At 59.4% G+C, this 22,833-nt stretch carries 29 protein-coding genes; 3 read left to right on the top strand and 26 right to left on the bottom strand.

Annotation, left to right across the window (positions count from 1 at the left end):
• The 26 genes from ACZRMO_RS08645 to ACZRMO_RS08520 form a co-directional block, all read right to left on the bottom strand.
• A complete protein-coding gene (locus ACZRMO_RS08645) occupies positions 1 to 1,311 on the bottom strand; it encodes a DNA circularization N-terminal domain-containing protein (protein WP_200599650.1) in 1,311 nt (436 codons plus the stop codon).
• On the bottom strand, positions 1,308 to 3,431 hold the full coding sequence (locus ACZRMO_RS08640) for a phage tail tape measure protein (RefSeq protein WP_200599652.1): 2,124 nt from the start codon (positions 3,429 to 3,431) through the stop codon (positions 1,308 to 1,310). Before ACZRMO_RS08640 ends, ACZRMO_RS08645 begins: the two co-directional genes overlap by 4 nt.
• Positions 3,432 to 3,561: 130 nt before the next feature.
• Positions 3,562 to 3,858, bottom strand: a complete 297-nt coding sequence (locus ACZRMO_RS08635; protein ID WP_200599654.1) for a phage tail assembly protein — start codon at positions 3,856 to 3,858, stop codon at positions 3,562 to 3,564.
• Entirely contained in the window at positions 3,855 to 4,202 is a 348-nt protein-coding gene (locus ACZRMO_RS08630) for a phage tail tube protein (protein ID WP_106118185.1), read from the bottom strand. Before ACZRMO_RS08630 ends, ACZRMO_RS08635 begins: the two co-directional genes overlap by 4 nt.
• A gap of 59 nt (positions 4,203 to 4,261) precedes the next feature.
• Entirely contained in the window at positions 4,262 to 5,758 is a 1,497-nt protein-coding gene (locus ACZRMO_RS08625) for a phage tail sheath subtilisin-like domain-containing protein (RefSeq protein WP_200599656.1), read from the bottom strand.
• Complete coding sequence (locus ACZRMO_RS08620) at positions 5,758 to 5,940, bottom strand: DUF2635 domain-containing protein (RefSeq protein ID WP_106118187.1); 183 nt, start codon at positions 5,938 to 5,940, stop codon at positions 5,758 to 5,760. Before ACZRMO_RS08620 ends, ACZRMO_RS08625 begins: the two co-directional genes overlap by 1 nt.
• Entirely contained in the window at positions 5,937 to 6,527 is a 591-nt protein-coding gene (locus tag ACZRMO_RS08615; protein ID WP_200599658.1) for a phage tail terminator protein, read from the bottom strand. The genes ACZRMO_RS08620 and ACZRMO_RS08615 overlap by 4 nt, the downstream gene beginning before the upstream one ends.
• A 61-nt stretch (positions 6,528 to 6,588) precedes the next feature.
• The gene (locus tag ACZRMO_RS08610; protein WP_200599660.1) at positions 6,589 to 7,176 is read right to left on the bottom strand and encodes a hypothetical protein; all 588 of its coding nucleotides are present in this window, start codon (positions 7,174 to 7,176) and stop codon (positions 6,589 to 6,591) included.
• A gap of 68 nt (positions 7,177 to 7,244) precedes the next feature.
• Positions 7,245 to 7,766, bottom strand: a complete 522-nt coding sequence (locus ACZRMO_RS08605) for a hypothetical protein (RefSeq protein WP_200599662.1) — start codon at positions 7,764 to 7,766, stop codon at positions 7,245 to 7,247.
• Positions 7,759 to 8,121 (bottom strand): phage head closure protein, encoded by a 363-nt coding sequence (locus ACZRMO_RS08600; protein ID WP_200599664.1) that lies wholly within the window; start codon positions 8,119 to 8,121, stop codon positions 7,759 to 7,761. Before ACZRMO_RS08600 ends, ACZRMO_RS08605 begins: the two co-directional genes overlap by 8 nt.
• A gap of 2 nt (positions 8,122 to 8,123) precedes the next feature.
• Positions 8,124 to 8,675 (bottom strand): hypothetical protein, encoded by a 552-nt coding sequence (locus ACZRMO_RS08595; protein ID WP_200599666.1) that lies wholly within the window; start codon positions 8,673 to 8,675, stop codon positions 8,124 to 8,126.
• A 3-nt stretch (positions 8,676 to 8,678) separates the two neighbouring features.
• Positions 8,679 to 8,990, bottom strand: coding sequence for a hypothetical protein (locus ACZRMO_RS08590; RefSeq protein ID WP_200599740.1), 312 nt, complete (start codon positions 8,988 to 8,990; stop codon positions 8,679 to 8,681).
• A gap of 50 nt (positions 8,991 to 9,040) precedes the next feature.
• Positions 9,041 to 10,351: a phage major capsid protein gene (locus ACZRMO_RS08585; protein WP_200599668.1), complete on the bottom strand. Its 1,311-nt coding sequence runs from the start codon at positions 10,349 to 10,351 to the stop codon at positions 9,041 to 9,043.
• Positions 10,352 to 10,413: 62 nt separating this feature from the next.
• Positions 10,414 to 11,358 carry a S49 family peptidase gene (locus tag ACZRMO_RS08580; RefSeq protein WP_200599670.1) on the bottom strand — a complete coding sequence of 315 codons (945 nt, stop codon included), beginning with the start codon at positions 11,356 to 11,358 and terminating at the stop codon, positions 10,414 to 10,416.
• Positions 11,355 to 12,626 carry a phage portal protein gene (locus ACZRMO_RS08575; protein WP_200599672.1) on the bottom strand — a complete coding sequence of 424 codons (1,272 nt, stop codon included), beginning with the start codon at positions 12,624 to 12,626 and terminating at the stop codon, positions 11,355 to 11,357. Before ACZRMO_RS08575 ends, ACZRMO_RS08580 begins: the two co-directional genes overlap by 4 nt.
• Before the next feature lie 2 nt (positions 12,627 to 12,628).
• Positions 12,629 to 12,802 (bottom strand): hypothetical protein, encoded by a 174-nt coding sequence (locus tag ACZRMO_RS08570; RefSeq protein ID WP_167417088.1) that lies wholly within the window; start codon positions 12,800 to 12,802, stop codon positions 12,629 to 12,631.
• A complete protein-coding gene (locus tag ACZRMO_RS08565; RefSeq protein WP_463972571.1) occupies positions 12,799 to 14,637 on the bottom strand; it encodes a terminase large subunit in 1,839 nt (612 codons plus the stop codon). Before ACZRMO_RS08565 ends, ACZRMO_RS08570 begins: the two co-directional genes overlap by 4 nt.
• Positions 14,585 to 15,118, bottom strand: a complete 534-nt coding sequence (locus ACZRMO_RS08560) for a phage terminase small subunit P27 family (protein WP_200599676.1) — start codon at positions 15,116 to 15,118, stop codon at positions 14,585 to 14,587. The genes ACZRMO_RS08565 and ACZRMO_RS08560 overlap by 53 nt, the downstream gene beginning before the upstream one ends.
• A gap of 150 nt (positions 15,119 to 15,268) precedes the next feature.
• On the bottom strand, positions 15,269 to 15,637 hold the full coding sequence (locus tag ACZRMO_RS08555; RefSeq protein ID WP_463972570.1) for an HNH endonuclease: 369 nt from the start codon (positions 15,635 to 15,637) through the stop codon (positions 15,269 to 15,271).
• Positions 15,637 to 15,927 (bottom strand): phage holin family protein, encoded by a 291-nt coding sequence (locus tag ACZRMO_RS08550; protein WP_124527671.1) that lies wholly within the window; start codon positions 15,925 to 15,927, stop codon positions 15,637 to 15,639. The genes ACZRMO_RS08555 and ACZRMO_RS08550 overlap by 1 nt, the downstream gene beginning before the upstream one ends.
• A complete protein-coding gene (locus tag ACZRMO_RS08545; protein WP_124527670.1) occupies positions 15,920 to 16,285 on the bottom strand; it encodes a putative holin in 366 nt (121 codons plus the stop codon). The genes ACZRMO_RS08550 and ACZRMO_RS08545 overlap by 8 nt, the downstream gene beginning before the upstream one ends.
• A gap of 189 nt (positions 16,286 to 16,474) precedes the next feature.
• Positions 16,475 to 16,957, bottom strand: coding sequence for a hypothetical protein (locus ACZRMO_RS08540; RefSeq protein WP_463972569.1), 483 nt, complete (start codon positions 16,955 to 16,957; stop codon positions 16,475 to 16,477).
• Between the two features lie 337 nt (positions 16,958 to 17,294).
• Positions 17,295 to 19,985, bottom strand: a complete 2,691-nt coding sequence (locus tag ACZRMO_RS08535) for a bifunctional DNA primase/polymerase (protein WP_463972568.1) — start codon at positions 19,983 to 19,985, stop codon at positions 17,295 to 17,297.
• On the bottom strand, positions 19,982 to 20,185 hold the full coding sequence (locus ACZRMO_RS08530) for a TraR/DksA C4-type zinc finger protein (protein WP_463972567.1): 204 nt from the start codon (positions 20,183 to 20,185) through the stop codon (positions 19,982 to 19,984). The genes ACZRMO_RS08535 and ACZRMO_RS08530 overlap by 4 nt, the downstream gene beginning before the upstream one ends.
• Entirely contained in the window at positions 20,178 to 20,666 is a 489-nt protein-coding gene (locus tag ACZRMO_RS08525) for a phage regulatory CII family protein (protein ID WP_463972566.1), read from the bottom strand. The genes ACZRMO_RS08530 and ACZRMO_RS08525 overlap by 8 nt, the downstream gene beginning before the upstream one ends.
• A 140-nt stretch (positions 20,667 to 20,806) precedes the next feature.
• Entirely contained in the window at positions 20,807 to 21,055 is a 249-nt protein-coding gene (locus tag ACZRMO_RS08520; protein ID WP_463972565.1) for a YdaS family helix-turn-helix protein, read from the bottom strand.
• A 106-nt stretch (positions 21,056 to 21,161) separates the two neighbouring features.
• Here ACZRMO_RS08520 and ACZRMO_RS08515 point away from each other — a divergent pair, with 106 nt between their 5' ends.
• From ACZRMO_RS08515 to ACZRMO_RS08505, 3 genes are all read left to right on the top strand, one after another.
• Entirely contained in the window at positions 21,162 to 21,914 is a 753-nt protein-coding gene (locus ACZRMO_RS08515; RefSeq protein ID WP_463972564.1) for a S24 family peptidase, read from the top strand.
• A gap of 138 nt (positions 21,915 to 22,052) precedes the next feature.
• The gene (locus ACZRMO_RS08510; RefSeq protein WP_463972563.1) at positions 22,053 to 22,253 is read left to right on the top strand and encodes a hypothetical protein; all 201 of its coding nucleotides are present in this window, start codon (positions 22,053 to 22,055) and stop codon (positions 22,251 to 22,253) included.
• Complete coding sequence (locus tag ACZRMO_RS08505; RefSeq protein WP_463972562.1) at positions 22,250 to 22,831, top strand: deoxynucleotide monophosphate kinase family protein; 582 nt, start codon at positions 22,250 to 22,252, stop codon at positions 22,829 to 22,831. The genes ACZRMO_RS08510 and ACZRMO_RS08505 overlap by 4 nt, the downstream gene beginning before the upstream one ends.
• The last annotated feature ends 2 nt before the right edge of the window (positions 22,832 to 22,833 follow it).

Below are 22,833 nucleotides of genomic sequence, written 5' to 3'. Positions count from 1 at the left end.
TTACTCCTGAGCGATTTTCAGCGGTACCGCGGGCACGAAGCCTGGATGCTGAATGCGGTTACGCTGCACCACTTCACCGGCCCGCGTGGCGTCACCAAAGCGGCGGTAGGCCAGGACCAGCGCTGGCAAGGTTTCTGCCGGCGTAATGTCCACCAGGCGCACGCCTGATGCCGCTACGGCAGTCAGGTGTTTGATCAGCGCCTGGCGCAGCGTATTGAGCGCCTGGTAATGCTCCGGGTCTGCCTTGAGGGATGCTTCCCATATGGCCTCGCTGAGTGCGTCACGCAGCTGGATCACGTCGTCAGCCACAGGAACCTCTGGCCGCTCGATTGGTTGAACCGCCTGATGATCAATCGAAGGCGTGGACTCCACCGCAACGGGCTGCGTTGCCACCGGCATCTCGCTGACGATTAAAGCCACCTGCACCAACAACGAGTCCTGCACCAGGTTTGCCGCCGCCTGCGCTGCTGCGGTGGTATCCGCACCACTCGCTTGCGGCACAGTGTTGATACTGGTCACTGCCTCAGCGTGCTGTGAGGCCACTGCTACCGCATCGCGATAACTAGGGGCGGCGACAGCAGCGGCTGCACCGCCAACCGAACCAGACGAGCTGCCAGGACGGTTTACGCCAGTACGGAAAAGGCCACTGGCAGAGAAGTCGCTAAAGTAGCTGGAAAACAACGCGCTGAGCGCTGACGGCGAATTCACCAACGACTGGATAAAACCGCTGAGGTTGGTAAAGACCCCAAGGAACGGCGCGAACTGCCGTTGAATGATCGCGTACACGCCCGACAGTCCATTGCGAAGCCCTATCAAGTTGATCCTGGCACTGTCCACCAACGCCATCGCCGCCTTGTAACGCCGAAGCGCCGAGTCGAACAGGCTTTCTGACGACTTGACCACCTGCTGCTGGGTGTTCGCGGTACCGGTGGGAAACTTGCGTGGTTTGCTGGGGTAGAACGTCAGCTCCAGGCGAGCCATACCGCCCTCGGTGCGGCTGTGGGTTAGATCGCACTCGCCTACATCGACCAGCATCCGGCCCAGCCACGGGTGCACCAACTCGCCCGCGCCTTCTTTCTCCAACGCTTCCAGCAGCTTATCCCGCCGCTCAAAACAGTCGTCGCCGATGACGTAGGCACTCACCTTGTGCACCTGGGATTGCTTGCCCAGCGATTCGAAAAACGGCTCATCACGCTGGGGGTATTCGTGCAGCTGGCCTTTGCGGCCAATAGGGACTGCTGCCTGCTCGATCAGGAAGTTGATTCCCCTGAACGACGCAGGCAGCAGATCATCGCGCCAGGTCTTTGTCACTGCGTTCCTCCAGAGCCCACGGTGCGATAACCCACGCTGGGCTTGACGCTCAGGCCGGGCTGATTGGTTTTGGGTGGATCCACCCGCAATCCGGGCGGGGCGTTGGTGAAACGGATGTTCATTTCACCGTTCAACTGGGTGCGGTTGGTTTGGGCGGCTTGCTGCGGAACACTGCCGGGCGCGGCCAGTGTCCCAGGACGCGCTAGCAGAGAGCCGGAATTGCTCGCCGCCAGCAGGTTGACCGGCGGGGCCTGGTCGGGACGCCGCAGCAGCTTTGATACATCGGCGCCGCCCTGGGTGACGTTGCGAAGCGACTGTTGGTTCCGGGCGATCTGCGCGGCATTGGCCTGTAAAAACTGACCAGTCCCACCGCCCTCTCCAGCGTTGCGGATCCCTTGCGCCTCCGCGAAGCTATTGGCCTTCGCCGTGGCGGTTTGGATAAGACCATCGCCACCCTCGCCGCCACCGAACAACTTCATCATCGGCTCGATGATTGGCCGCAACTTTTCCCAAAGACTCTTGAACCAGGCGCTGATGGGCTCCCAATTTTGGACGATAAGGCCGAGGGGCGACCAGTCAAAAATCGTCTTCATGAACTCCATGGTCGGCGTAGACACTGCTACCAGCACTCCCCATAACGCTTTGAAGAAATCAGACAGCGGGCCCCAATTAGCAACTATCAACCCAATCGGCGTATATGAAGCAAAGGTTTTGAACATCTCCCAAGCTGCAAGCGTAGGGCCTCTGATCTTTTCCCACATTGCGTTGAAGTACGGTGCAATGGCGGACCAGTTCGCCACTATCAACCCTGCCGCCAGAGCGATACCGGTAGCCGCAAGACCGATAGGGTTGGCTTTCATCGCAAACGACAACACCTTGGTCGCCACGATTGTCGAAACAATACCGAGCCGGAGCGCGGTAAAGGCTATGCCCGCAGCGGCAACACCACGGACTACATCGGGATTGGTCTCGACCAATTTTGCGAACTGAACCACCATTGGGCGTACGGCATCGACCACCCCGTTAACCGCAGGCAAAAGCGCATTGCCAATGGCCTTCGAAACGTTGCTAGTAGCATTGCGCAGAAGCCCCAGATTGTTCTCTGTGGTTGCGGCACGGGCGGCATACTCTTTCTGCATTGACCCAGCGTAAAGGGTCGAATCCCCAACCTTGTTTAAGTTGCCCTTGAGCAAATCGAGATTCGTGAGCAGCGATGCAATCGAGGTCACCGACTCTGACCCGAACAGCTGAGTCAATAGCCCCACGCGTGAAGCAGCGTCGACCTTGCCGATCCGCTCCAGGATATTCAGGATCGTACCCTGTGCATCGGTCTGCATCGACTTCGCGACTTGACTGGAGTCAAGACGGATTGACTTGAACGCCAACGATTGGGCCTTGGTAGCCGAAGCGCCTTTGGTCATCGACAACATGAAGTTCTTGATACCAGTGGCCGCGACTTCCTGCTCAACCCCCACCCCGGCCATCGTGGCACCCAGTGCCGCGATTTGACCTGACGCGAGGCCAGCGACCTCACCCAGAGGGCCGATACGCGTGACGATATCGGAGATTTTCTTGGTGTTCGCCGGCCCCGTGTTGCCCAAATAGTTGATCCTATCAGCGAGACCAATCACCTCACCCTGGGTCATCTTGAAGGATGTCCGCCACGTCGCCATCATGTCGCCGCTTTGGTCTGCGGTCTGGTCAAAGGCAATACCCATCTTGACCGCCGCCTCTGCAAACCCTAGCAGTTCGGTCTGTGCAAAACCGGCCTGCCCACCGGCTGCGACAATCTTGGCTATATCGCCAGCGGCCATTGGCAGCACTTCTGACATCCGGGAGATGTCCTCGCCCATCTGCTTGAATTGCTCTGGAGTCTTGAAGTCGACGACCTTGTTGATGTTGGCCATCTCGGATTCAAAGGCCACCGCGGACTTGATACCGACAGCGAATGGCGCGGCCATCGCACCGCCGGTCACCAAATCTTTGATCCCGATTTTGCCCAAGCCGGTTTTTTCGAGGTTCTTCCTGAACGAACCAACGTTCTTCTGAATGCCGGCTAATTTTGGCGACAACTTGTCGACGCCAGTGATTAACGCCTTGAGCTGAAATTTATCCGCCATTATGGTTCCTGCCGGTATGCGTTTATGCGAAGGGCCTGGTCCTGCGACTCGATGATTATGTCCAGTTGCCGGGACATCATTTCCTCGGGGTCGATCCTCCAAAACCAAGCCAGGTCATAACAGACGGCGATCAGGCCTTCGGCGGAGGTGGCGCCGACGGCATGAAAAAACTAAAGACCACCCATGCCAATGTATTGAGGTCCGAAAGGGCAAGTTGGTTGACCGACGAGGGTGGAATGCCAGCGCAGACGGCGATGTATTTGGCAACCACCTCCATGTCCAGGCATACGTCTTCGTTCTTGTCGAGCTTGTAGGGCATCGCTTTGATTGCCCGTACCTCTTGAACGGTAGGTAGGCGCAAAGTCAGCTCGGTCAATTGCTCGCCATGGGCCTCGATTGGCTGGTCCAGCTTGATTGGATCACTCATTGCCACGTCCCCTTGATGCCGTCGAATTGCAGTTCAATCGTGCCGTCATCACCCTTGGAGCTGGGCTCATCGACCAAATATGCACCGGCCAACACGTAGACTTTTCCGTTCTTGAACTCAACGGTTACCGTCATGTCCGTGCCGTTGACCAGCTTCTTTATGTCCAGGTCGTTGGTATGCACCGCCGTGACCTTGACCCACGGCGCAAGGTCTTCTTCCTTGTAAAAACCCGGCACCACCGTCTCCCGCTTGACCTCCATCAGCGGCGCTTCGCAGCCCCCGGTGATGGTCAACTGGGCGCCGTCTACTTTGACGTAGGCCGTGCCCGCTACTTTTTGTCCCATGGTTTATCTCCGCGCATAAAAATGCCCGCGCGCGGCGGGCTGTGTGTTCGGGGCCGAAGTTACGCTGCAGCGTCGTACTGCAAACGGAACTGGTTAAGCAACGCGAAGACGCGCAGACCGTTGATGTAATCCGGCGGGAACAACACGTTGACCCGGCTAGGGTCATTGCCGTCACGCTCTACGATCAAGTGCTGGGCGAACAGCTCGGCGTTCTCTACATGGCCTTCCAGCTCCAACTTGGCGTACTGGGCAATCAGTTCACCGCGGATAGTGCTCGGCGTCACGATGGGCGCGCCGGCGCCGAAGCGGGTACCATCATTGGCCAACTTGTGGCGGCCGTACTTACTGGTGATGACACCTTGCAGGCGACGGATGATGAACGCCGATTGGTGCATCGTCTCGCTGTCCAGGTAGGAGTTATCCGGCTGGCCATAGGCGTTCTTCTGATAGGTAGTGATCGCGCGCTGAATGCGCACATATCCGCCTTCAAAGTAGGCCGTTGCAATCCCGTAACTGAGCAGCGATTGACGCTCAGTCAGAGTAAACCGCTCGCTCGCCGGCGCCGGATCCAGGCCCGGCAAACTACCGCTTTGAGTCGGGCGACTGGCATCTGCAGAGATAAACACTGACGTCCGAGCAGCCAGCGATGCCGCCTGCACCCAAAACGGCTGGGGCACACCTGCCTCCATTGCCTGGATGGTCATGTGCTGGTCGTTGCGCGTCTGGCCCGCCGCGACCAGCGCACCGAGGGTGCCGCGCTTGGCGCTGTAAACGTGGCCGAACAACTGCTTGGCCCAGCTCCAGCGCCCCACACTATCATCCATCGCAGCCTTCCAGGCATTGAGGCTGGTGGTGTCAGACCAGGGCATGCAGATAAATTCGAAAGGCTCGTCGCCCAGGGCGGCCAACGCTTCCACCTGATCAGGCCCCCCAACACCGCCTGTCATCGCGGTGACTGTGACGGTAAGCCCAGCCGGAAGAACCTCCCCGCTGGTCTTGCCCAACCGATTGAGCTGCAGGCTGATGTCGTTGCCGCTCTCCCCCTTCCATTTGCAGGTGAGCGTAACCACGGCCTCGGCGGCAACCGCCGTAATCGGCAAGTCCGGTGTGGCATTGATTCGAACCGCAAGCGCCGATGCGGCCTGGGCAGCAGTTGCTGCGCTCACGACGGTGGCCTGCACACGCACACCACCCACATACAGGTTGAGCAATCCTGCCTCAGTAGCCACACCCGCGAGAGTCACGGTTGCGCTGGATACTGCACCTTCGGATGCGAGCAGCGGCAGGCACCAGACCTCACCGACGGGGTCCGTCTTGCGCCAGGCGTCGTACATAGCGGCTAGCATCGAACCTTGACCGCCGATGGTCTTGGCGAGGGCCACGCTGGGCACCAGCACCAAAGAACCGATATCGTCGCTGGTGGCGTTGTCATTCACCTGGCCGACGATCAGCCGGCGCATGGTCGAAGACGCACTGTTCGCCGCCGAGTTGTCCATCTCCGCGTAGAACAGTGGAACACGCAGGTCTGCCGGGATGTTGCTGAATCCGATGGACATTATTTAGCCCCCTCTTGTTTCGCCGCCTTCACGGCCTTGGTTGTCACGTCGCCATCCGCCAGCCGGCGGCGCCACCAGGCGTTGTCTTGAACTTCCCGACCCGCAGCCGGCAACAGGTCGCCCGCCTCAGGATCAGGTACGGCCCGGCCAGCGGCCGGCACCACGGTGATGCGCTTGGTCATGGTGTTACGTCTCCTGAGAATTTCGCTTCTATACGCCCATCCGGGCCGGGGGATTGCACGCTGGGGTCTGCCGGGTCGATGCAGTCCATGCTGATCGTCATGCCGGTGAACGGTGGCAAGCCGTCAAGCTCGTACTCGTGCCAGGTCTCGGCGGGCTCGGCCGAGGTGTTGCGCCCCAGTTTGAAGTCAGAGGCAAAGGTGAACCGGTAGATCGTGCGGTTGCGGTTTATTGAGATCAGCTCACCGCCTTCGTACTCGATCAGGTCGTATTCCGGCCCTGGCTTCCAGCCGATCAACGCACGCCACAACTCCGCGCGGAAAACATGCACCAGGTCGGCGGCCTCCTGGCCGCGCTCATCTTGGGTGTCGAGGACTAGCACCACGTCGAACTTGTCGCTGATATCCTGCTGAACACCGGTTTGGATCGTGTTTACGCCAGCCTTGTCGCCAATGGGAATCACATAGGCTGAAGGCCGACTGAGCTTGGCGCTTGCCGCCACAGCTTCGAAATCAATGCCGCCTGCAACACGGCCCGCGAAGCCTGGGCAGTACTGGCGCAGCTGCGCGACGATTGGGGTGACCTTCATGGGTAATTTCCAGGCTTAAAAAAACCCCGCCGAGGCGAGGTTGTTTCGTTGTGGATATTGATCAGCTCTTACTGAACTGCTCAACAATCGCGGACACGTCAATATCATCGGGAAGAGGCAGCGCAGACTCTTCAACTAAGCTTTCGTTAGAGAACGTAGTTGAAGCCTTGCTGCTCGCGGGGCCGTTTATAGACTTGAACTTACCGGCGACATACTCCCACACTTGCGGAGCACTAGTGCCGGCCGGCCCCTGCCCAACACAACAAACGAAAGACCGGTTACCAATCACCTTCGGCCGGCATAACACTGAATTATCGGCATACACCTTATGTTTCAAATACAACGAAGTGATTTGATCAACTGCTGCGCCAGGGGCCTCTTTCACGGCGGCATTTTCAATTGCCCGCTTGGTAGCCAGAGTCTGTACTTTTGCGTAAGCCCTATCCCGATCAATTGTCGCCTGAGCCTGCTTCTGCTCTTCGGTTGGTTCTGGCGCAATTACCGCCAAAACTACCGTAGCGACAACTATTCCGACTATCGCGCCGACAAGGTTACCTGCCACCAGGCTGAGCTTGCCTCGCTTCCTAACAACCAGAAACCACGCTACAGCCCAGATAACCAGGCTCAAAACCAGTAACATCCCTTCCATCTCGACATCTCCTTGAGTGACCGAAATGAAGCCTACAACATCTGTTGAACGGAAATCATAAACAGAACCTAGCCAAGCGCATCAGCGAAAGCCCTGGACAGAATCGCCCGAACATCCGAACCGGAGTCCTGCAACGCATCCGTCATGTAGTTCGCCCGCGGTTCAATCCGCCATCCATTGCTCTTGCGCTCAGAGATCAACGCCGCACGCGCCCCACTCCGTCGGCGATTGCTTTTGCCCCTGCCCTCACCAGGGGCCAACTTCTTGATACGGCCGCCCTGGCGCACACCGTAGTGCAAATACGCCGGATAATAGTCTTTCATAGCGCCGGTCTTGTACGGCGCGACCTTGACCATGAAGCCAGACCGGGAAACCTTGAAGTTGATCGAACCCAACAGCTCACCTGTCCGGTTCACGGGATAGCTGTCTTGGCCTCGCGCCAGGGCGAGGTTCATCTGCGCCCGTTGTCGCACCAGCTTGCCGGCCTTGCGCATGGCCGCACGAATCTTCTTCTTATCGAAGGCTTCGCGTTCGAACTTTTCGAAGCCTTCGATGTGAATGTAACCGTCAACCCCAACCGAGTTAGCCATAGATACTGTCTCCCGCGTGGGTCGCACCCAGCTCTTCGACCTCCAGCACCGTGAAGCGGCGAGTACCATTCATATCAGCGACCCGACGCACACGGTAAATCGAACCGCCGTGTACAACCTCATGTGAATCACTCATGCCTTTGAGGTAGTAAAAAATTACTCGGTGAGTGATTTTTACATCGGTCTGGATCCCGTTCGCGTAGACCGCCGTCCCAACCGGCTGGATTTTTGCCCACCGTTTTTTTTGGTCGGTGAACAGCGAGTCGAGGCCTAGGTCGTCCGACGGGATATCCGACCGCAACCGCAATGTGATGCGCCGGTCCAGCTCGCCGGCACTCGGTTCGCGCATCGCCATAGTCAGAACCTCGGCGGCACGGTGATTTCAGCCACCAAGTGATCAAGAAACGTCGACGGCAATTCGGACACTGCCTGCCCCACCAGAAACATTTCCGGGTGTCGGTAGATCGTCGCGGCTGCCATCAACAGCCAGTTGCGCACGCTTGGGTTGAGGTCCATATCCAGCCCTGCCTTGTAACGGATACGGAGCCGACCAGCAGGCCGAGCGTCGGGGAAGTGCAGGAAGCTCTCCCGTTGATCCTGGCGCAGATCCAAAGGCCCCGCGTATTCGACCCAGGCACCGCTGCCCTGCTGGGCGAACACTGAGACAATTTCAGTTGCCTGGCCAACATCGAGCGCATGCCCATCCTGCCTGTCTGCGGGCCACTCTTCTTCGTAAACAGCGCCACGGATTGCTGCGCCCGTTTTCGACTCGCATTGCCCGGTGACGCCCGGGATGATGATCTGCTCGATCAGCTCCGGCGCCATGTCTTCGGGCTCAACACGGCACTGGAACGCCACTTGGTCGAGCGTCAGGACCGGCTCACCGAGGAACTCAATTCGACGGGCCATGGCTTACGGTTTCTCGTCGAGTTCTTCTGGATCGACAGGATCGATGGGGTCCGCCGGATCAATCGGATCAATCGGATCCACTGGGTCAGCCGGGTCGATGGGATCAACTGGATCCGTAGGATCTTCCGGCTCGGCCGCTTTCCCACCTTTTTTCCCACTCGCCTTCTTCGTTGTACCGCCAGCGGGTGCGACGTAAGCCGCTGCGCGCCCTGACTTGATCAGCGAAGCAGCGGCCTCGCTGTCGAAGCCAGCGATCTCACCAATGGCATAACCACGCCATTCCTTTTTGAAGGTGACAATCTTTGTATCGGTCATGATGCTACCCACATTAAAAGTTGGTCCCGCCAGCGGGCAGGACCAGGGGATTACATGCCGGCGCCCCAAGTGATGCCGGTACCCACAGAAATCGACTCGACGTGACGCGGCCCGAAGTCGTGTTTGCCGATCACGCGAATCAGTGTCTGGTCACGCTGAAACGCGCTCACAGTGTTACCGGCGCCGTCTTTGTAGGAGGCCTCGGTGCTGATCGCAATCGCCAGCGTGGTGTCTTCACCGATGTAGCAATCGGCAAAGTTCACGAAGTAGATTTCCGACTCGTTGCCGCCTACGCCGAGGTTGACTGGCACTTGAGTGGTCAGTGCCACCGGGTAGCCCTTCAACATTCCGGCGTCGATTTCCGGGTATGCCTTGTTGCCGTTACCGTCGCGCAGGGATTGCAGCCAACGGATCGTGCGTGGCGCCATGATCCAGCCACAACCAGCCAGATCGACGTTGGCACCTTCCAGACGCAACATCATGCCGCCCAGGTACAAGTCCACGATGGCGAGCGTTGCGCCGGAAGGCGCACCCATCACGTTCCCAGGCAGGGCCCAGTAGCGCAGACCTTTCGGGAGCGAGCCGGTACCAGCACCGCGAATGAAGTGGAGATCTTCCGACAGGCCCATGCTGACCGCCAGATCACTGCTGACCTGGGAGTCGATACGTGGGTTGACGCCTGCATACGCCAACAGATCATTGGAGATTGGTACGATCGCAGCGGCCTTTTTGGCGGAAAGCTTGAGGTCACCGAACTGCATATCGGTGATCGCAATGTCTTCCTCGGTGCCCAGGTAGGTCACTTGCGTGTTGCCCAGCACGCGAGGCATGGTCAGGTTGCCGTTGTTCAACGGCAGGCTGATTGCGCCCATCTTGCGCACCACGGACTTTGGCCGCAGCGACTCGATGACGCTGGTACTGAAGTTCTCTGGCACCAGCACACCGCCGGAGCCCGGGGTCACGGTAGAGAGCGCCATGTGCACATCGACGCCGTAGCCACCCGTTTTGGCCATTTCCGCTGCGACCTGTTGATTGCCGCCGGCCTGGACCATGAGGCGCACCATTTGCGCCATCGCGACACCCGGCTTCGTTGGTTCGCTATGAGTGCTGATATGGGTTGGGGAACCTTTGTTGCCTTGGGCGCTTTCCTCAACAGGCACCGCAGCTGCTGCCGCGATACGTTCGGCAGTTTCAGCGCGAGTAATCTTCGCGGTCATTTCGTTGATCTGGGTTTCCAGCTGCGCAAACTGCGCCAGCTGCTCGACGTTCAGATTCCCGCCACCCGACTCGATCTGGGCCAGTGCCTGGACCTGCTCAACCAGTTTGGCGCGTTCGCTACGCATTTGAAGTACAAGGGACATGGTGCCTCCTGGGCATGAAAAAACCCGCACAGGGCGGGCTTCGGTGAGTGCCGCGAACGCGGTCAGCTCAGTGTTAGAAGATTCAGTGCAGCAGCGCGAACCGCGATTCGGCCGCCCTGACGGTTCGCGCGGCTCAGCGCAACGGATTGGGAAAGGTCGTCAACGGCCTGTTGCGGGCTTTGCATACGGTCGGCCAAGCCCGCGCTGATGCCCGCCTGGCCGCGATAAAGCCCAGCCTCTGTCGCCATGACCTGTTGCACAGAAAGCCCCCGGTACTCGGCAACGGCGTTGACGAACAGCTGATAGCTTTCCTGCACAACGTCATTGAGGTACTTGAGCGACTGATCGCTCAAGGGTTCGTGAGGGCTGAGGTCGTTTTTGTGCGCCCCGGCAAACACCGTGGTCACCTTGACGCCCATGCCCTCCTCCATCTTGGAGCGGTCCATGTGGCTGGCGATGACGCCGATGGAGCCGACACCGCTGGTCTGGCTCACCACCAGTTCGCTACAGGCTGAGCCGAGCAGGTAGCCGCCGCTGTAGGCCATGAAATTGACGATGCCGGTGATGGGCTTTTGCTGGGCCATCGCGCGGATGTCCGCCGCCAGCTCAAACGCCCCAACGGCAGAACCGCCGGGGCTGTCGATGTCGAGCACGACCCGCTCGACCATGGGGTCTGCAACCGCGCTGCGGATCTGTGTCCGCAGTTGCTCATAGCTGGTCATGGTTTCGCACATGCCGATATGGCTGCCGCGACTGACCAACACACCACTGACCGGAATCACTTCAATGCCGGTGCGGGCAATCGCGGTGCGGCGCTCTTCTTCGCGCTGGGCGATGCGGTCCATCCCGTCATCCGACCACAAGCCGGCAGCGCCAGCGGCGCCAATGTTGACGATGTTCAGGCTCATCACCTGGTTGGCCCAGCGTACGCCGAGGTCCAACATGTCAGGCATTACCAACAGCGGCTGATTGAACAGCAGGCTGGAGGCTCGCAGGTAGTTTTTCATTGCGCCAGAATCCTCTCAATTTGAGCATGCTGCATTTCGAGCTGGGCGCGCACGGCAGGGTTGGTCAAGTCCGCACCGCCCTTGCCCGCGTCAACCATATTCAGCGGTTGCATGTAGATGTCGCCGCCGGTGACCGGCGGCATGTTCTCCAGGCGCCGGATGTCATTGGCGCTGAGCCAGCCCCACTGCCGCCCGATGGCATAGGCTTCGTACCGGCTCTTCTGGTCGCCACGCAGCAACCCGGAGAGGTTGAACTCGATGAAGTAGTTGCGCCGGTCGGAGGGCAACAGGAAATCGCGCATCATCGACTGTTCGTGACGCTTGACCCACGGCAACAACGCAAACACCACGAACTGAATCATCAGTTGCTCAAGGGTGTTGTAGTTGGACTTCTCCAGGTCGTTGACCATGGGCAACGGGATCTTGTAGATCCGGGCGATATCGGTACCGGTGGTTTTGAGAATCCCCAACACCTCAGCATCGACGTTGTTCATGGACACGGGCTTGAAGGTCATGCCCTCTTGCAACAAGGCCACCTTCTTGGCGTTGTCCATGCCGCCGAACTTCTGGCCCCACTGGTCAACGATTTTGTCGATGCTGCCCTGATCCTTGATCGCGGGAGATTCACGTGGCCGCTCGATCACGCCAGAGACCGTCACGCCGTTGGCGAAGCTCTTGCCGGTGTACTGCCGAACAGCCTGGGCCAGGCCCAGCGAATCGGCATGCACCTCAATCGGCGACAGCCCGACGTAGTGATTCGTGCTGAACCACCGCACGTGGTGAACCATGCGCATCGGCAGCGCCTCACCGCCCGCGATCCGGTAGTACGGCAGCATGTCGCCGCCCTTGAGCACCTGCACCTTGTCGTTGCACAGCGGCCAAAGCGCCACAACGTTGCCGTCTTCGCGACGGTCGATAAAGCTGTAACCGTTGCCGCGCAGGCCAGCGGCACCCTGCATGCACTCCATGAACTCGTACGGAGTCTGGAAGCCGTTCGGCTGGTACCGAAGCACGTCATACGCGGGATGGTTGATCGCAGGCTCACGCTGGCCTTTGTCCATGCGCTTGTACATTTCACACGGCAACTGCCCCATGGTCTCGGCCAGCAGCGTGACGCAGTTTTGCAAGATTGGCAGGCCCAGCGCCGATTCCGGCGTGACCTTTACGCCGGAGCTGTTGCGACCACTGCCAATCAGGCCGCGCCAGAAGCCGCTCCCCGTTTCAGTGAGGTTGCCGCGCCCTTCGCCGAGCACGCTTGAAAAGAACATGCTCAGCCTCCTTTGGGTTTCATTGCAGCCGCTGCGCGATCCGCCAGCCAGGACCAGGCCATAAGCCCCACACCCGCGACGACACACGCGGCGGGAACGTGAACCATCGCCACGCCGCCGACCAGCAGGCAGAAGCCCAGCAGGCCGGCCAGCCAGGACACGATGACCAATTTCATATACCGACCCCTTCGTCGTAGATGGATGTGCCACCGGCGCCGGCGGCTTTACCGCTGATGCCAGTGGCCATGATGGCGGCGACAATGCCGTCGATACGGCCCGTCGCTTTGGCCTTGTCGGCCTTGCGGTTGTTGGCTGGGTCAGAAACGATTACCGCGTTGCCGGCGTTCCAGGTCATGACGGGGTTACCGTCGTGTCGCAGGGTTTCGACTGTCTCGCTTTCAACCAACTCCCATTCGCTGGGATCGAGGTCAATCACGCCGTCGCCCTCAGTCTCGGGAGCGAGGCCAAGCAGGCGCCGTTCAAACTCGTCAACGGCTGGGCCCATGTCCTTGAAGCCTTGGCCGAAGCCCACCATTTCGGGCAGCGTGATGTCGTATTCCGACATCAGTTGCAGGAGGTCTTCGATCCGCCAACGGTCGTAGGCGATGCGCTCCACGCCGAAGTACGCGGTGATCGTGACCAGGCGCCGCAGTACATGGAGCTTGCTGATCGCCCGCCCAGGTGTTGTTTCAAGGTGCCCCGCCTTGACCCACATTGCATAGGGCACCTTGTCGCGATCCTCTCGGCCTTGCAGGTCGTCGTCCGGGATCCAGAAGTACGGCAGCACCCGCCAGTGCGGATCGTGCGGCGCGGGCCAGAACAACAGGACGAACGCGGTCAAGTCCGTGGTGCTCGCCAAGTCCAACCCGCCGACGCAGCGGCGGTTGCGCAACATCCGCATAGGCACCCGTTCTTCTGCCTGCTTCCAAACAGCCCAGGAAATCCACGGAGCGTCAGCCTGGGTCCACTCACAGAAGTTGAGGCGCCGCACCACGGACTCTTGAGCCGGCAGCCCTCGGGCGGCTTTGACCTGCTCACGCAAGTACTTGCGACCCGGGATGCCATCGGCTTGGCCCTCGGCGATGTGGTCAAGCGAAGGGTTGACCTTCGCCCAGCAGGTTTCGTCCTTGAAGGGATCGTCATCAGCGTCGAGCGAACAGATGAAGGCGAAGAAGCTGTCGTCATCCTCGATGCCCGCGCAGATCCGCACGCCAAGGTCGTGGTACTGACCGCACACCGTTTTCTTGTCGGAACCGCTGTTGGTGATCATCACCACCATGGCCTTGCGGCGGTTCTTGGTACCGGCGCGCATCATGTTCACGGTGGCGGCGGTTTTGTGTTCGTGTACCTCATCGAGCAAGCCGATGTGTGGCCGTGGGCCTGACTTGCCTTCGTCGGCACTGATCGGGCGAAAGAACGAATTGGTGTTGGGGTAAAACAGGTTCCAGACCTTTTCGTCGCGCCCCGACTGCACCAGGCGCGAACGGAGTTTCGCGGACATGTCCACCATCGACACGGCGTCACGAAACAGGATCATCGCTTGGTCACGCTTGGTTGCAGCGGCGTAGATCTCGGCGCGCTGCTCACCATCGGACACCAGCCCGTACAGGCCGATGCCAGCCACCAGCGGGCTTTTTCCAGAGCCCTTGCCGGTTTCGATGTAGCCCAGTCGGAAGCGACGAAACCCGTCCACCGTCCTCCAACCGAACAAACTGCCGATGACGAACGCTTGCCACGGAGCCAGCAAGAAAGGCATGCCTTCGTAGTCGCCACCGTTGAGGCACAGCACCTCTTCGAAAAAGCCGATGGCACGATTGGCCTTGCCAAGATCCCAGATCAAGCCGCGCGCGGGGCCGTGTTTGAGATCTTGCAGATGTCGCTTGCAGGCGTTGCGAACGTCAGGCCCGGCGACGATTTCGCCAGCCAACACCGCCAGGGCAAAGGCGCTGACGCGATCCTCAGTTGAAGTACTTGTCTGCGGCGTCTCGTTGGTCATTGGGGAATAGCTCACCTTGCGGCGCCGGCGACGTTTTCAGATTGCGCCGGGACATAGGCGACAGGCCGAACTGGGCACCGGCGGCGTTGGCGCGTTTTTCGGCGTCATTCGCGAGCTGGCGAAGGACGTGCATTTGCTGCGCGCCGGTTTTGAAGGTCTGGATGTCGCCGCCCAGGTCATCGTCCGAAGCGGCGTTGCGCTTCGTGATCAGCCGCTGGTACCGGCGCCAATCAGCGGTTGCCTGGCAGTAGGTGGCCAGCGCCATCGAGTCCAACTTGGAGACGATGCCCAACGAGATCAGCGCGGGAATCAACTGTTCCCACTCCGCGACCGCATCGGCAGAAAGCACATCTGGCATCGGCGGCGCCCCGACGGGCACAGGCGGAGCCGCGACTTGTGCCAACAGGTCGCTGACATTTTCACGGCCCCGGTTTCCTTGCAGCAGTTTCAGCGCCGCCGGCGTTCCAGGGCGACCCGAGTTTCCGTTTCCGGCCATAAATACCCCTGTCTATTGATACCCCCCCTCCCTCATTTATCCCGACGTTGCACACGACGGGGGGCGAGCGGTCTAGAAGAAATTTCGAAAAAGGTTTTTCACCCCCCCTACCCTCGGGGGCGCGCTTTTTGGTGCGTTTTCGACCCGTGGTCACCGATTCCAGTGGTGACCAGGGTCAACCGGGCGGCCGTCAGGGTTGCAGCCAGGGACCGTGCCGGTCCGCTCCATCCGCTGCTTGGTCGAGTCGTGGCAGAACTTACAGAGGCTCGCCCAGTTCTTCGGATTCCAGAACAGCTTCCAGGCTGCCTTGAGGCGCACCGGATCGCCGCTGTCCTTGGCGTCCTTGAGCTTGGGGGCAATCTTGTGATCGACAACGCTGGCCGCGACGGGCCGCTGATCAGTCGAGCACATCGTGCAGTAGGGATTTTCACGTAAGTGACCGTCGCGGGACTTCTGCCACTTGTACCCGTAACCGCGTTCGGTGCTGCTGCCGCGCCGATCATCAGACACCTTGCTCATCAGCCCACTCTCCATACCCGGGCCAGGTTGCCCGAACTCTGGCACACCGAGCCGACGAACACCGCCAGCAGCAACACCAGCGGCCACGAATTGCGCGGCATGATCAACTGGCCCTTACCGATGTAAACAATGACCGCGCCGCACGCCACCATCACCAGCCAGGCAAGCCAGCTCATGTCACGGCGGAAGCGTGCGCCGAGGCGCTTGAACGTGAACAGCCGAACGAACAGCGCCACGCACAACCAGAACGTGGCCTGGGTCAGAACCGCCTGCATCAGGTGACTATCCATCCTGCCTCCCATGCGGTTCGGCATCGAGACCGCGTCGCTTGATGATGGCGAGAGCAACAGTGACAACCAGCACCGACGCACCGAATGCAGCCGGCCCTGAATGCTTGAACGGGCGAATGCCCCACAGCTCCAACTCGCCGAGGCCCGGGGCAAACAGATAGCCCATGACAAAGGACACCAGAAGAAACACCACCCGCTTCCACACCGGCAACTCTTCGGTGGTGGTGAAGAACACCAGCGCACCAGCGAGAGCACCGATCACGGCAAGCGCATCAATCCCGGTGAACAAGCCGGTTACAGCAGCACCGGCACCGCCGGCCACGACAACAGTTGCAGCCGTGCTTGCTGGCTCGCCCATGCTGATACTCCATATGCAGACACCCATCGGGCAGAAATAGAAAACCCCGCCGAAGCGGGGTTAAGTGACCGGTCTAGGGAAACCGGGTAAAGCTGCACAGCACGTGCGAGGTCAGCGCCGAGGCGCAAATTCCATATCGTGGGGACTTTTTACCCCCTGAGTACGGAACCGAAAAGGGGGCAATTTCGGTTAACTGACTCGACGCAACTTTGACGCAGCTTTGAGGAGACTTTGAGGCAAAGTGCCCTGACCAGCGGTAAGCCACTTGCGCGCCCCGGACCGGTCAGCCAACACCTGTAGCAGCCGCAGATGCAGGTTATGCACCCAGTCATAGTAGGTCTGCTTTGCGCGAGATCCGGATTCCAGTAGATGCATCTGCATCGTCCACGGCGGCGCTGGATCATCCGTATAACGCAGCACAGCCAGATGCTCCAACTGCTGACCACGAGCGTCCTGCCGCCCAACTTCCGCCAGCGCCGCCGCGACTTCCTGCGCAACAGCATCAATGCCAGCACCCGCATCGAGAAGGATCCGGGGACCAGGCGTGCCCCGTGGTGCGCAACCACCCCATTCCATGATCGTAGCCATCGGACTGCCCAACCCACCGGCAGAGCCACACCGCCGCGTCTGCTCGCCCCAGTGTTTCAACAACGTTTCCATTTCTTCGATCATCGCCCCGCTCCCCCGGTCAAAACCAAACCCAACACAAAAAACACCGTACCCAACACAAACCCAACACAGCTAAAACCCTTTAAATTCAATAGCTTTAAACGAACTGTGTTGAGTGTGTTGGGTGTGTTGGGTTTAACGGTTCTCGCATGAGAAAAAAATCTTGCTGCCATTGAGTTAAATAATGTCGCCCATGCGCGCGCGCGACGACAAACCCAACACACCCAACACACATGGCGCAAAGCCACGAGATAGAAGGCTTGAAATTGTGTGGGGTATCGAAAACCAACCCAACACACACCCAACACACCCAACACACCCAACACACTTTTGGTCGGATTCATGCCGCTGCCGCCTTGATGTGATCCCAGTTATCGACGTTCCAGCCCGCCAGGCGCGCCGCAGCCCGCCAAGCGACCACCGCCTTGCCCAGATCGGCCGAACTGAGTGATGGGGGCTGGGAAGCCTGGTCATCGCGCGGAAAGAAGAACGCCCCGAACTTGCGATTGCTGCCGTCGGTCCAGGGGATCGCGCGGGTCTTGTCCACCTCGGAGCTAATGAACAACGAGAACTTCGTCTGGCTCATCACGTGCTCTTTGTTGCGGTGGCACCACTCCAGGAACATCGCGTAAATGTCGGTGGATAGACAGGCACCCCACATATCGCGCCCCAACTCGCCGTATTGCCAGAGGAACAGAAACGTCTGCCAACTCGCCCGACTCAACGCCACCAACCGCTCGCGCGCATCAGTGCTGGGCGGCCTGGTGCGCTGGTCGAAGTCACCCAGGTCAACGGACAACAGCCACGCATACAGCGCCGCCACACCACCATTTTCCAGCTCACGGCCCACGGCCTTCTGTCGATCTACGGGCAATGTCTCCATCGGCCACAACACCAACATGCGGCGATCACTTGGCGCGATTGGCCAGGGCATAATCTCGTTGCTGAGGAACGCTGCGTTCATGTGGTTGGCTTCTTCCCAACCGTTGATGAACTTCGATTCCATGCGCACCGTCTTGCCGGTGACCAAGTGCTTGATCTTGCCCACCTGGTTGTACCGCTGGTCACGGCTGACCACTTCCTCAAACACCGACCACAGCTTGCGGCTTTGCCACGCGTTGAAGTTGCTTTCCAGCTGTGTCTGGCCAACCGTGGCCGCGTATTGCCCATACAGCAGCCCAAACGCATCGGCGAACAGCAGGCTTTTGCCCGAGCCTTCCATAGTCGAGTGGGCCAGCACCGCGGTGTCCATCTTGGCGCCCAGGTGCTGCAAGGGGTAAGCCAGCCACCGCACCAACCAATCGCGCGACGATTCGTCGTGGTTGCACAGGAACGAGATCAACCACCGCAGGTTCGCGCAGGCCGCGTCATCGCGCTTCGGTTCCATGGGCAGTCCGTCGAACGTGTTGATATAGACGCTCGGGTCTTTGGTCATCGTCGGGTCGAACACGATGTTCTCCACGTCAACCACGCGGCGATCCGGGCTGTTCAACCACATGCCGTACATATCGCCGAGAGCCATCTTGACCGCTCCCTCAGGCACACGGCGCTTTTTCTCCCGGTCCCAAACGTCCTTGGTACCGTCGATATAGACATAGCGCTCAATCGGCTCAAGGTTCAGCGCACCGCCCTTCTTGCCCGCCATCTTGCGGGCCTGCTCGATCTCTTTGACCTTATCGTCCGAGATCAGCTTTTTCTGGGTGTCGTCCATCCACTGTTTCGCCAGGGGCTTACCGACACGTGCCTCAAACGCGGTCTTCTTCATCGCCCGCGCCTTGTCGAGGTCCCACACCTGCGTGGTGCCCTCGACCAACACGTAACGCCGCAGAACCTGTTCGTACGTCAGCTCTTCCCCCGCACCCCCACTATCAGCAGGAGCGGCCTCACCGGGCAACGCGCTGGAGTCCTGCACGCCTGCATCCGCCGATGGGGCTGGGGGAAGATCCTGGGGCGCCGGGCGCGACGAATGCTGCATGCCCAACATCCGGGCCGCATCCTTCACCGCTTTCGACTGGTCACCGTCGTGGTCCAGTATGCAGAACACCTCAAACGCATCGTTCTGATGACCGTTGGCCAGCGGGTCGGCGCCGTGATGGGAATAGACCTTATCGTCAGTGACCGTCACACCTGGCAAACCGGTGCTGCTATGGGGATACAGCCACTTGTTCCCACGCTTGATGTAATCGTGAGCCCGCAACAGCTCTTCCACATCGTGGCAGCGGTTGAACTCATCAATCACCGACGGCTTGTCGGCTGCTGGCGCAGCACGCTTGTTGGGCTTCGCGGCGGGCTTTTTCGATTTCGGTGCCCAAGGGCACGCGGCCTCAGCGTTGCGCTTGAAAACGTCCCAATTCTGCCAGATGCTCAACAGTTCGTTGGTCAGCACCGGCAGGCCGTCAGCAGCACTTGGCGGCGTGCGCCAGGTGTACGGCTTGCCGGTACCGGGGTGGATCGACGGCGGGAACACGTCCTGCACAAGGCCCGCGCGCAGCTCAAACACCGTGAAACGCTTGTACTCCTCGGCCTCGGCGTTGGCGGCCGCTTCACCAGCAGCATCCCCCTGCTCTTTCGCGGCCTTGGCCCGAGCCAGCAACGCCTTGTGAATCGACCCGTCGGGGTCATTTTCATTCGGCCAGGAAAGCGAGTGGCGCGTGAGCTCAATGTCAGCCGGCATATTGAACATCACGCGGAAACGCAACGGGTTGCCCACGATGGTCGGATAGACCACTGCCATGGCATCCAGATCGAGGCCCATCTGGTCGAACAACACGAATCGCGTCCACTGCACATCGTCCACGTCCAACGAGCAGACACGGCTAGGCCCGAGTACTACGCCCACGTTGTGATTGGGATTGCGTTGCCAGAATGCCTCTGCGACTTCCGGGTCGGTGATGTAACCGCCGGGCTTGTTCCAACCCTTGCCCTTCGGTGCCTTTTCGCCCGGGTCAATCGGGACCAAGGCAAGATTAAAGGTTTCGATGTAGCGGCGGGCCCAGGACGATATTGCAGTGCCGGTTGATGGCTCAGTCATCGCCGCCGCTCCCGCAACCCCTGGCAACTGACGCAGGTTGCACAACCCTGGATCGTCTGTTGACGAAGTAACGGGATAGGTTCGTCGCAATCCTCGCAGAACTGGGCGCTAACCGCGCGTGTTGGGCGCTGACGGCGATCCAACGCAACCTGTAGGAAGTACTCGGCCTGATCGTTGGCCACGTCGATGATGTCACTCATGCGCGCGGGCCTCCATTGCTTCCCTGGCCCCGGCCATGATGCCCAACACTGCGCGGATCACGTCGGCGCCGTGTTTCTCCAGCAACTGGACTTCATGCGGTTCCCAGATATTGTCGGCAGCACCTTCGTGCATGCTGGACACGAAAAGCCCGGTCTCATGAAGTACCTTGCTGACAGCCAGCAACGCTGTCTTGGTTGGCGCCGCAGCTTCGGGCTTGTACCAAACCATGCCGGCGGGACGCATGAGCGCATCCAGCAACAGCGGATTACGCGTCAGGCGGATCAGCTCCTCAAGCTCATCAGGATCCAACCAACGCTGTTCGAAGTCATGCTTGACCTTCTTTTGCAGGCTGTCGTAATCCATGACCATATCGAGCGCCAGTGCGGTGACACCGCCGTGATAATCATGCGCCGCGCGATAGATTGCTTTGCGAAGTGGAAGAACCGGCGCGGAGGCCGGTGATTGCTCTGTTCGACTCATAACCGTAAATACCCCTTTTACGGTCTAGCCATAGAAACGGGCACACCCTATCCTACGACCACGACCGATGTGCATGTGCTGTGTATCGTCGTAGCCGGGCTGGGGGATCTTTGGTGAGAGGCCCCAGCCCGGCACCCTTTTCAAGCTGCTTGCAAGTCCACCGGAAGTAGAAACACGTCGGGCCTCAATTCATCTCTCGGTACCCCGGTCAGCTTTTCGACTCGCAATACCAGCTCAGCAGGAATTTCCCCCCTTCTGAACCAGTAAGAGACGAGCTGTTGCGACACGTGCCGCTCTGGCGTTGAAACCAGCACCGCGAACGCGGCCTGGCCACCGGCAAGGCTGATGGCCTTGGCAAGCGCCTCACGCATGGAATTCGAAATGCTCATCTCAACCCCTGAACTGAAATCACAACGAGAAATTACAACTATTTTTGTTAATTCTCAACATGTTTTTATGTTTGAAGAAATACAAAACTTTTTGTAGCCTCCGTTGATGAATAAACAGCTCCCAACCCCAAGCCGTCTGGCCCTCAAGTTCAAGGCCCGCCGCGAAGAACTCGACCTGACCCAGGCGCAGGTCGCCGCACGGGTCACGGCCCAGCTCACACCGCCCAAAAAGCTGACTCAGCAGGTGTATGCCGCATTTGAGGGCGGGAAGTCCCAGACCACCAAGCACGCAATGCATATCGCCCAGGTACTAAACATGCCTGTCGAAGCGCTTGACGAGAATTGGGAGTCTTCCCCGACAGCTACCGAGCGATCCAACGCCAAGTTGATTGATGCCCCTATATCCGTGTGGGAAGACGGACCTCCACTTGAAAATGAAGTCGAGGTTCCCTTGCTCAAGGAAATTGAACAGCCCGAAGGTTCTGGGCGTACGGAAATAGCAGAGCACGGCACTGTAAGGCTTGGCTTTAGCCAGTCCACGCTACAAGGGATGGGGATCGAGCTTGGTAACGTTGTCTGCATTACCGTGTCCGGCAATAGCATGGATCCTGTCATCCCAGACGGGGGATTGGCCGGGGTTGATAAAGGTAAGACATCCATTAAAGACGGCGACATGTTCGCCATAAAACAGAATGGCCAGCTCAGGGTGAAAATCCTTTACCGCTTGCCGCGCGGAGGATTGCGCATGCGGAGCTTCAATCGGGACGAACATCCTGACGAAGAGTACCCGGAGGACCAGATCCAGACGGAAGGCATAACTATTTTAGGCCGTATCTTCTGGTACTCCGTCTTGCGTTGAGATCAAATGTTGTATGAAAAGCCCGCTCATTGCGGGCTTTTTGTTGCACGCTCTATAAATTACAAATTTTCCTGTTGACCAAAAAACAAATAAACGCGTATTGTTTGTTCGTACCCCTCTCACCAAAGAGTACGACCCATGCAAACGACACAGCACAGCAACACCCGCTGCCCGGTGTTTCTCCACCCCGCAGCCGCCACCAGCCCCGCCGCAGTAGAGCGCATCCAGCGCAGCACTGGCCTGTTGGTCATCGTCAATCTGGGCCGCGCCACCATCACCCCCGGCCCCGCACGCGTAGCCACAGATGACCTGGGCCCATGGGGAGGTGATGCAGCATGAAGCCCCTTCTGATTGGCCTCGCGGGCCCCGCCCGCTCTGGCAAGTCCACCGCCGCTGAACACCTGGTAGGCACGTACCTGCTAGAGCACTACGCCTTCGCCGATCCGCTGCGCGATGGCCTGATGGCGATCTTCAACCTCGACCCAACCGACTTTGAAGGCGACCGCAAAGAACAGCCCCTGGCTTGGCTGGATCGTTCGCCACGCCAATTGATGCAATCAATGGGCACCGAGTGGGCGCGCAACACCGTGCACCCGGATGTATGGGTGAAGCTTGCGGAACAGAACCTCGACTACATGACCAACGCACTTGGCGCGGTGATCGGCTTCGTTGTCAGCGACGTGCGTTTTGAGAACGAAGCCCACCTCATTCGCCGCCGGGGCGGCACGGTCATTCACATCGGTCGTAACGACGCCAAACCCGTGAACGCCCACATCAGCGAGGCCGGGGTAACGGTTCGCCAGGATGACCTGATCCTCCGCAACAACGGCACGGTAGATGAATTCTTGCGCTCGTTGGATGAGGTTTTCCTCACGATTCGCGGGCGCCATCAACTGTTCGAACAACAGTCAGCCTGAGA

Source organism: Pseudomonas sp. B611, from assembly GCF_055407965.1.
Note: the sequence above shows the minus strand (reverse complement) of the source record. Positions and strands in the feature narration are given on the sequence as shown.